This window comes from Kitasatospora sp. NPDC058406 (genome assembly GCF_042722765.1).
Classification (GTDB): Bacteria; Actinomycetota; Actinomycetes; order Streptomycetales; family Streptomycetaceae; genus Kitasatospora.
The window spans coordinates 1-9225 of sequence record NZ_JBHXKE010000307.1; the positions used below are offsets into that span (position 1 = coordinate 1).

Sequence of the window (9225 nt, forward strand, 5' to 3'; positions counted from 1 at the left end):
GGTCGGCCGCCCGGCTCACCGGTCGCGCGCCGTGCGCGACCGGACACAGCTCGACGCTCTTGCTGTTGCGTGGCGCCCGGGATCAGCGCTCGTCGGTGTCGGTCGTCGCGGCGGTGCCGCTCAGTCGACCGCTCTCGTCCTGTATCTCCACGGCGATCTTCTTGAGCTCGGGCTCGAACTTCCGGCCGTGGTGGGCGCAGAAGAGCAGCTCTCCACCGCTTGCGAGTACGACGCGCAGGTAAGCCTGGGCGCCGCAGCGGTCGCAGCGGTCAGCCGCGGTGAGCGGGCTCGCAGGGGTCAGAACAGTAGTCACGTCGCCTCTTCTCTAGCTCGACGAGCTGTCGTACCAGGGTCAACATCCAACCAGGCCGAAAACGTTCCCGCTCGTGGCTTTTCTTCTCTGAGGATTCTGCTGTGTTGATGAGGACGTGCCCCGGGGGCCGGTGGTTCATGCGTACCGAATCCCAGGATCCGTCTCTCGCTCGAACGCCCGATCGGAACCGAGTGTCGGAGTCCGCGTAGCATAATCCTCTGCTGGGTTGGAGCATAAGCCCCGTCCCCGGCCCCGGTAGCCTGCATAACGGCAGTTCCGGAGCCTGTGCCCGGTCCCACGATCCGCCAGGACCGCTGGTACCGGGAGGAGATGGAGCCCCGGCGCGGCCAATCCGGCGCGGCGCTTGTTCGCGCAGCGCGTACAAGCTGCGCGGGACCGGCTCGTCGTGCTGTGCACCCAGCGGAGGGGTGTGCACACACAGGGGAACGGCTGTCGGTGCGATGTGCTGCACTGGCGGACGGTCCGGACCCGTCCGGACGTGACCGATGAGACAGAGACTTCACCGAGGAGAGTGCCGCGTGAGTGCCGAAACGACCGTGCCGTCCGCTCTGCTGGCCGGTGACGACGGTTCCAACTACACCGCTCGGCACCTGCTCGTCCTGGAGGGCCTGGAGGCGGTCCGCAAGCGCCCGGGCATGTACATCGGCTCCACCGACAGCCGCGGCCTGATGCACTGCCTCTGGGAGATCATCGACAACTCCGTCGACGAGGCGCTCGGCGGCTACTGCGACCGGATCGAGGTCGTGCTGCACGACGACGCCTCGGTCGAGGTCCGCGACAACGGACGCGGCATCCCGGTGGACGTCGAGCCCAAGACCGGGCTGTCCGGCGTCGAGGTCGTCATGACCAAGCTGCACGCCGGCGGCAAGTTCGGCGGCGGCTCCTACGCGGCCTCCGGCGGTCTGCACGGCGTCGGCGCCTCCGTCGTCAACGCGCTCTCCGCCCGGCTGGACGTGGAGGTCGACCGCAGCGGTCACACCCACGCGATCAGCTTCCGCCGCGGCACCCCCGGCATCTTCACCGAGACCAGCCCGGACGCCCCGTTCGAGCCGGCGAACGGCCTGACCAGGGTCCGCAAGGTGCCCAAGACCCGCACCGGGACGCGGATCCGCTACTGGGCCGACCGGCAGATCTTCCTCAAGGACGCCAAGCTCGCCCTGGAGAGCCTGCACAGCCGGGCCCGGCAGACCGCCTTCCTCGTCCCGGGGCTGACCATCGTCGTCCGTGACGAGAGACTGACCGAGAGCGACAAGGTCGAGGAGACGACCTTCCGCTTCGACGGCGGCATCACCGAGTTCTGCGAGTTCCTGGCGCCCGACAAGCCGATCAGCGACGTGCTGCGGCTCAACGGCGAGGGCACGTTCAAGGAGACCGTGCCCGTCCTCGACGACCTCGGGCACATGACGCCCACCGAGGTCACCCGCCAGCTGGAGGTGGGCATCGCGCTGCGCTGGGGCACCGGTTACGACACCACCCTGCGCTCCTTCGTCAACATCATCGCCACCCCCAAGGGCGGCACCCACGTCACCGGCTTCGAGCGCTCGCTGGCCAAGACCGTCAACGAGGTGCTGCGGGCCAGCAAGCTGCTGCGCGTCGCCGAGGACGACGTCACCAAGGACGACGCGACCGAGGGCCTCACCGCGGTGGTCACCGTCCGGCTCGCCGAGCCGCAGTTCGAGGGCCAGACGAAGGAGGTGCTCGGCACCTCGGCGGCCAACCGGATCGTCGCGGCCGTCGTCGCCAAGGAGCTCAAGGCGTTCCTCACCTCGGGCAAGCGCGACGAGAAGGTCCAGGCCCGGGCCGTGCTGGAGAAGGTGGTCGCGGCCGCCCGGACGCGCGTCGCCGCCCGCCAGCACAAGGAGGCCCAGCGCCGGAAGACCGCGCTGGAGACCAGCTCGCTGCCGGCGAAGCTGGCCGACTGCCGCAGCGACGACGTCGACCGCAGCGAACTCTTCATCGTCGAGGGGGACTCCGCGCTCGGCACCGCGAAGCTGGCCCGCAACTCCGAGTTCCAGGCCCTGCTGCCGATCCGCGGCAAGATCCTCAACGTGCAGAAGGCGTCCGTGAGCGACATGCTCAAGAACACCGAGTGCGCGGCGATCATCCAGGTGATAGGGGCCGGCTCGGGCCGCACCTTCGACATCGACCAGGCGCGCTACGGCCGGGTCATCTTCATGGCCGACGCCGACGTCGACGGGTCGCACATCCGCTGCCTGCTGCTGACGCTCTTCCAGCGCTACATGCGGCCGATGGTCGAGCAGGGGCGGGTCTTCGCGGCCGTGCCGCCGCTGCACCGGATCGAGCTGACCAACCCCAAGCGCGGGCAGGAGAAGTACCACTACACCTACTCCGACGCCGAGCTGCGCTCCACCCTGCTGGAGTTCCAGCGCAAGAACCTGCGGTGGAAGGACCCGGTCCAGCGCTACAAGGGCCTCGGCGAGATGGACGCGGACCAGCTGGCGGAGACCACCATGGACCCGCGCCACCGCACGCTGCGCCGGATCAACCTGGGCGACCTCGACCAGGCCGAGAAGGTCTTCGACCTGCTGATGGGCAACGACGTCGCGCCGCGCAAGGAGTTCATCGTGGACTCGGCGGCCACTCTGGACCGCTCGCGCATCGACGCCTGAGCACCGCCGCGGACCGCAGGGCCCTCCACCCGTGGGTGGAGGGCCCTCGTGCCGCCGGGTCCACCAGGTGTCCACCCCGGCTCCGATCAGCGGGGGCGGCCGGATCCGTAGCGTCGGAGAGGTCAGCCCGCCCCTCCCGCCGGTACGGAGAACCCGATGCCCGACCTCGTCAACACCGTCGTGATCGTCGCGGTGACGGTCCTGGTGGCCGGACGCCAGATGCGCGCCAGGCGCCTCGACACCGAGCACCGCTCCTGGCTGCTCCCGCTGGTCCTCGGCGGCCTCGCGCTGCGTGATCCCGGGCTGGTCGACGCCGGGCACCCGGTGGCCTCCGTCGTGCTGCTGGTCGGCGGGCTGCTGGCGGTGCTCGCGGCGGGCTGCGCGTGGGGCTGGACCGTCCGGCTCTGGAAGGCGGAGGACGGCACGCTGTGGGCCCGCGGCACCCGGGCCACGGCGGCGGCCTGGTCGGGCATGGTCGTCGTCCGGCTCGGCCTGTTCGGTGTCGCCTCGGCGCTCCACGTGCACCAGGGCGGCAGCGTGCTGCTGCTCGGGCTCGCGGTCCTGCTGCTGGTGAGGTCGCTCGTGGTGAACTGGAGGGCCCGGGACCTGGCGGGCACCGGCGGCGGCGCCGTGACCGGCTGAGCGCTTGCCCGGGCGCGGCCGCGGCAGGGCGCGCAGGGCTTTCCGTCCGGCCGTCCGGCCCGATCGCGACCCCGTCGACCTCCGGAGAAGAACCGTGCCCGAGTGGAGCTGGACCCGCTGGCCGTCCCGTGAGGCGATGGAGCGGGAGGCCGAGAGCCCGGCCCGCCGGACCCTCACGATGCTCGGCCGGGCCGCCCTGCTCGCCGCCGTGACCTGGGGGATGTTCTCCCACGGCGAGTACGGGGGCTGGGCGGTCGTGGCCGCAGCGGCGGGGCTGTCGGCGGCCCTCGGCGTGTACGCGGCCTACCTGCGCGTCAGCCGGGAGCAGCGGCTGGCGCCCTCGCTGGTCCTCGCCGCGGTGCTGGTCGGCGGTGCCTGGGCGGCCGAGGGCCTCCAGGCCGACCTGCTGGCCGGCGCCCTCTGGGTGGGGCTCGCCGTCACCACCGTGGTGCGGCTGCCGGCCGGTCCCGCGGCCGTGGTCGCGGCGGTCGCGCTCGCCTCGTACGCGGCGGCGGGCTGGGAGGACCGGCTGAGCGTCACGGTCACCGTCTGCGGCCTCGCTGTGCTCGGCTACCTGCTCCGGCTGGACGCCGAGGCGCGGGGGACCGCCCGGCGGCTGCTCGCCCAGGAACGCGCGGCGCGGGCCGCCGAGGCGGAGAGCGCGGCACTCGCCGAACGGGCCAGGATCGCCCGGGAGATCCACGACGTGCTGGCCCACAGCCTCTCCGCCCAGCTGGTCCACCTGGAGGCGGCCCGGCTGATGCTGGACGCCGGCACCGACCGGGAGCAGATCCGGGAACGGGTGGTGGCCGCCCGGCGGATGGCGCAGGACGGCCTGGTCGAGACCAGGCAGGCGCTCTCCGCGCTGCGCGGCGAGCTGACGCCGGTCGGTGAGTTCCTGGTCGAGCTGACCGGCCGGGAGCGGGCGGTGCTCACCGTCGCCGGTACACCGCGCCCACTGCCCGCGGAGGCGGGGCTCGCGGTACGGCGCACGGCTCAGGAGGCGCTGACCAACGTGCGCAAACACGCCCCCGGCGCACGCTGCACCGTCGAACTGCGCTACCTGCCGGGAGAAGTGGGACTGGAGGTGCGCAACGGGCGGCCCGCGCGTGGCGATGTGCCGCCGGAGCTGGCCGGTAGCGGCGCCGGGTACGGTCTGCTCGGGATGCGCGAACGCGCGGAACTGCTCGGCGGCACCCTGCTGGCGGGCCGTCACGAGGGAGGATGGCGCGTGCTGCTGCGGGTGCCGACGTGAGGAGGGGCGCGGAACCGGGTGCGGAGCCGGGGGCGGGGTCGGTCCGGGTGGTGGTCGCGGACGACCAGACGGTGGTGCGCGAGGGCATCGTGATGCTGCTCGGGCTGCTGCCCGGCATCGCGGTGGTCGGCGCGGCGGCGGACGGCGAGGAGGCCGTCGCCCTGGTCGAACGGCACCGTCCGGACGTGGTGCTGATGGACCTGCGGATGCCGCGCTGCGACGGGGTCGAGGCGACCCGGCGGATCCGTGCGGCCCACCCGGGGACCGAGGTGGTGGTGCTCACCACGTACGCCGACGACGACTCGCTGTTCCCGGCGCTCCGGGCCGGGGCGCGCGGCTACCTGACCAAGGACGCCGGCGCGGAGGAGATCGCCCGGGCGATCTCGAACGTCCGCGCCGGGGCTGCCGGGCTCTCCCCGCAGGTGCAACTGCGCCTGCTGGACCGCCTGGCGGCCGGAGGCGAGGACCCGGGCCCGGGCGGAGGAGCGGCGCGCGACGGCGCGGCGGCCGAGCGGCAGGCGGACCCGCCGGACGGGCTGACCGCGCGGGAGGCCGAGGTGCTGGGGCTGATCGCCGAGGGGTTCTCCAACACCGAGATCGCCCGGCGGCTGTTCGTCAGCCCGGCCACCGTGAAGACGCACATCAACAACCTGTTCGCCAAGACCGGCGTGCGGGACCGGGCGCAAGCGGTCGCGTACGCCTTCCGAAAAGGAATCACCGGGACGCCCTAGTAGTCCGATGAGCGCCTGTCGGATGATCGCTCACCTTATCGAGTGAACGTATCTGCGTTGGCGGTTTGGCGGGTTCGGGCGCCGCCATCATGGTTCGGGACACAACCCCCCGGGTCCAGGAGCAGCGGTGCCACAACAGCAGACGAGCAGTCCCGAACAGGGACGGCAATCCGAGCAGGGGCAGCGATTCGACTGGTGGGCCGAGCCCGCAGCCGTCCCCGGACAAGCCCCGCGACCGACGGACCGGACAGCGGAGGACCGGGCGGCGGACCGGGTGGCGATGGGCCGGACGGTCGCGGACCGGACGGCGGACCGGGCCCCGGCGGACGGACCGAGGACGGACGGCCCGGGGGCGGAGGATCCGGAGACCGGCAGACCGGAGCCGGACGGCAGTACCGAGGTCTACCGCTCGGTCCAGCACAGCGAGGCCTTCCAGCAGATCCGCCACAGCTACCGCGCCTTCGTCTTCCCGGTCAGCGGCGTCTTCCTCGCCTGGTACCTGATGTACGTGGCCGCCCAGGCGGTCGCGCCCGGCCTGATGCGGAGCCCGGTCGCGGGACCGGTCAACGTGGCCTGGCTGCTCGGCCTGCTGCAGTTCGCCTCGACCTTCCTGCTGACCTGGCTCTACGCCCGCAACGCCCGCACCAAGCGCGACCGGGCCGCCCTGTCGCTCCGCTGGGACACCCAGGACCAGCTGCGATGACGACCGCGACCCCGCCGCCCGTCGCCCCCGCCGGCGACCACCACGACCTGGCCGTCGTCCTGTTCGCCGTCATCGTCCTGGTCACCCTGGCGATCACCCTCTGGGCCGGCCGCCGAGGCAGCGCCGCCGAGGACTTCTACGCCGGCGGCCGCGACTTCACACCGTTGCAGAACGGCTTCGCGCTCTCCGGGGACTACCTCTCCGCCGCCTCCTTCCTCGGCGTCGCCGGGCTGATCGCGCTGTACGGGTACGACGGCGTGCTCTACAGCATCGGCTTCCTGGTCGCCTGGCTGGTCGTGCTGATGCTGGTCGCCGAGCTGGTCCGGAACGCCGGCCGGTACACCCTCGCCGACGTGCTGGCCCTGCGGCTGCGCCGGCGCAAGGTCCGCGCGGCGGCCGGTGGCGCCAGCGTGGTCGTCACGCTGTTCTACCTGGTCGCCCAGATGGTCGGCGCGGGCAGTCTGGTCGCCCTGCTGCTCGGGACGAACAGCGCCCAGGCCCGGACCTGGACCATCGTGGCCGTCGGCGGTCTGATGATCGTCTACGTCACGGTGGGCGGGATGCGGGCCACCACCTGGATCCAGATCGTCAAGGCGGTCCTGCTCGTCGCCGGGTCGGTGCTGCTGACCGTGCTGCTGATGGTCCGGTTCCACGGTGACGTCGCCGAGTTGATGCGGCAGGCCGCCCAGCACAGCGGCGCCGGCCAGCGCTACCTGGAACCCGGGCTCAAGTACGGACACAGTTTCACCAGCCGACTGGACTTCTTCAGTCTCGGGCTGGCCCTGGTGCTGGGCACCGCCGGGCTGCCGCACATCCTCTCCCGGTTCTACACGGTGCCGACCGCGCGGGCCGCCCGGCGCTCCACGATGTGGGCGATCGGGCTGGTCGGCGGGTTCTACCTGATGGCCATCGCGCTCGGCCTGGGGGCCACCGCGCTCGTCGGCTCGGCCGAGGTGCGGCACGCCAACCCGGCGGGCAACACGGCCGTTCCGCTCCTGGCCCTGGTGCTCGGCGGCGGCAACGGCTCGACCGGCGGGGTGCTGCTGTTCGCGGTGATCTCGGCGATCGCCTTCGCCACCATCCTCGCCGTGGTCGCGGGGCTCACCCTGGCCTCCTCGGCGGCGTTCGCCCACGACATCTGGGCGGGGGCCTGGCGGGGCCGTCCGCGCCGTTCGCGCGGCCTCCGCGCCCGGCGGGCCGCCGTCCCTGCCTCCCGCCGGGCGCGGGGCGAGCCGGCGAACGGGGCGTCGGCGGCCGTGGAGTCCTCGGGCACGATCGCGGTCGCGGAGCGGAAGGAGGTCGGCGTCGCGCGGGTCGCGGCGGTGGGGATCGGCGCGGTCGCCATCGCGCTCAGCCTCTTCGCGCAGCAGTTGAACGTGGCCTTCCTGGTCGGACTGGCCTTCGCCGTCGCCGCCTCGGCCAACCTCCCGGTGCTGCTCTACAGCCTGTTCTGGCGGCGGTTCACCCCCCGCGGCGCGGTCTGGTCGGTGTACGGCGGGCTGATCCCGGCGGTGGTGCTGGTGATCTTCTCGCCGGTCGTCTCGGGGACCAAGGTGGCGTTGTTCTCCGGGGTCGACTTCCACTGGTTCCCGCTGGAGAACCCGGGCATCGTCTCCATCCCGCTCGGGTTCCTGGCCGGGTGGATCGGCACCCTCACCTCGCCGGAGCCGGCCGATCCGGACCGGTACGCGGAGCTGGAGGTCCGGGCCCTGACCGGGGCGGGGGCCGCGTAACGGGCACCGGCCGCGCAGGCGGGCGCGACCCCGGCGGGTCCTGGTGGACCCGCCGGGGTCCTTCCGTGCCCGGCTCCCGTCGCGTCGCTACCGCCGACGTTTCCGTTGGCGCTACCGCCGGCGCTCAGCGCTGCCGCACCGCCGCGACGTCCATCCGGGACGGTGTGGCCGCCGCCTTGCCGCAGCTCTCCGCGCGGGCCGGCTCGCTCACCCCCTCGACCACCTCGACCTCCCAGGACCGGCCGTCCTCGTGCCGGACCTCGACCAGCCAGCGGCCCTCGCCGTCCGGCCGCCGGGCCGCCACGGTCAGCGCGTCCACCCTGGTCTCGCCCGTCCACACCCGTACCGCGTGGTCGGCCGCCTGGCCCGGACGGTCCCAGCCCGAGCAGCCCCGCGACCACTCCGGGACCATGTGGCCCACGGCCGTCGCCGACAGCACCTCCTTGGCCGCCTCCGGCGTCAGCCGCCCGTACGCGTACCCGTACGGGAGCACCAGCATGGTCGGGGAGAACCGGTGCCCGCCCAGGTGCGTCACCTCCCACACCTCGCTGTGCCCGGCGACGGCCAGCTCGGCCGCCAGCGGGCGGCCCAGCAGCGCGCAGCACCGGTCCCGGCGGCCGTTGGTGCACACCAGGGCGATCGGTCCGCCGACGTGCGGCACCCCGAAACCGCCGTGGTCGCCCGCGCCCAGCGCCGCGAAGTCCAGTCCCAGCAGCTCGGCGGGGTCGCTCACCGCGGACCGGCGCACCCACCCGCGTCCCGGCACGGCGTGCGCGATCAGCACCTCCTGCCGCGGCGTCGGCAGGCAGTCGGCGTGGCGTCCCGGCCGCCGGATCAGGGCCACCCGCACCCCGGTCCCGGCGGTCGCCGCCTCCAGGGCCCGCCCCGTCGCGGCGTGCAGATGGCTCTCGGCGAGCGCCTTCGCCCCCCACGGGCCGGTCTGCTCGACCAGTAGCCAGGTGGTGGCGGTGGCCGCCGTGGCGGCCAGCGGCTCCGACAGTTCACGCGACAACGTCGCACAGGTGCTCACGCCGGTAAGGCTACCCTCGCCCGTCGTGCGGAGGCGGATCGGATCTTCGCGCCGGCGCCGGGTTCGGGGAGGCCGGGAGCCGGTTTCGGCGGGCGGCCTGCGACGCCGGGGAAGCCCCCCGACGGGGATCCGGAAGAGCCCGGAGGGGCCCGGACCGAGGTCCGGGC

General features: G+C 73.3%; 8 protein-coding genes. 6 read left to right on the forward strand and 2 right to left on the reverse strand.

The genetic code is table 11. The annotated features are described in order from the left end of the window. Positions 1–82: 82 nt before the first annotated feature. Entirely contained in the window at positions 83–313 is a 231-nt protein-coding gene (locus ACFWOG_RS36600) for a hypothetical protein (RefSeq protein WP_329882610.1), read from the reverse strand. A 539-nt stretch (positions 314–852) separates the two neighbouring features. On the opposite strand from ACFWOG_RS36600, the gene ACFWOG_RS36605 reads away from it, so the two are divergent. The 6 genes from ACFWOG_RS36605 (at position 853) to ACFWOG_RS36630 (ending at position 8028) form a co-directional block, all read left to right on the forward strand. Continuing rightward, positions 853–2964 carry a DNA topoisomerase IV subunit B gene (locus tag ACFWOG_RS36605; RefSeq protein WP_329950017.1) on the forward strand — a complete coding sequence of 704 codons (2112 nt, stop codon included), beginning with the start codon at positions 853–855 and terminating at the stop codon, positions 2962–2964. A gap of 156 nt (positions 2965–3120) precedes the next feature. Continuing rightward, a complete protein-coding gene (locus tag ACFWOG_RS36610; protein ID WP_380363722.1) occupies positions 3121–3606 on the forward strand; it encodes a DUF1453 domain-containing protein in 486 nt (161 codons plus the stop codon). Between the two features lie 94 nt (positions 3607–3700). After that, positions 3701–4861 (forward strand): histidine kinase, encoded by a 1161-nt coding sequence (locus ACFWOG_RS36615; protein WP_329950019.1) that lies wholly within the window; start codon positions 3701–3703, stop codon positions 4859–4861. Continuing rightward, positions 4858–5592, forward strand: a complete 735-nt coding sequence (locus tag ACFWOG_RS36620; protein ID WP_380363724.1) for a response regulator — start codon at positions 4858–4860, stop codon at positions 5590–5592. The genes ACFWOG_RS36615 and ACFWOG_RS36620 overlap by 4 nt, the downstream gene beginning before the upstream one ends. Positions 5593–5719: 127 nt before the next feature. After that, on the forward strand, positions 5720–6295 hold the full coding sequence (locus ACFWOG_RS36625) for a DUF485 domain-containing protein (RefSeq protein WP_380363726.1): 576 nt from the start codon (positions 5720–5722) through the stop codon (positions 6293–6295). Continuing rightward, positions 6292–8028 carry a cation acetate symporter gene (locus ACFWOG_RS36630; protein ID WP_329950022.1) on the forward strand — a complete coding sequence of 579 codons (1737 nt, stop codon included), beginning with the start codon at positions 6292–6294 and terminating at the stop codon, positions 8026–8028. Before ACFWOG_RS36625 ends, ACFWOG_RS36630 begins: the two co-directional genes overlap by 4 nt. Before the next feature lie 124 nt (positions 8029–8152). Here ACFWOG_RS36630 and ACFWOG_RS36635 read toward each other — a convergent pair whose 3' ends face one another. Further along, entirely contained in the window at positions 8153–9058 is a 906-nt protein-coding gene (locus ACFWOG_RS36635; protein ID WP_380363729.1) for a sucrase ferredoxin, read from the reverse strand. Positions 9059–9225 lie beyond the last annotated feature (167 nt).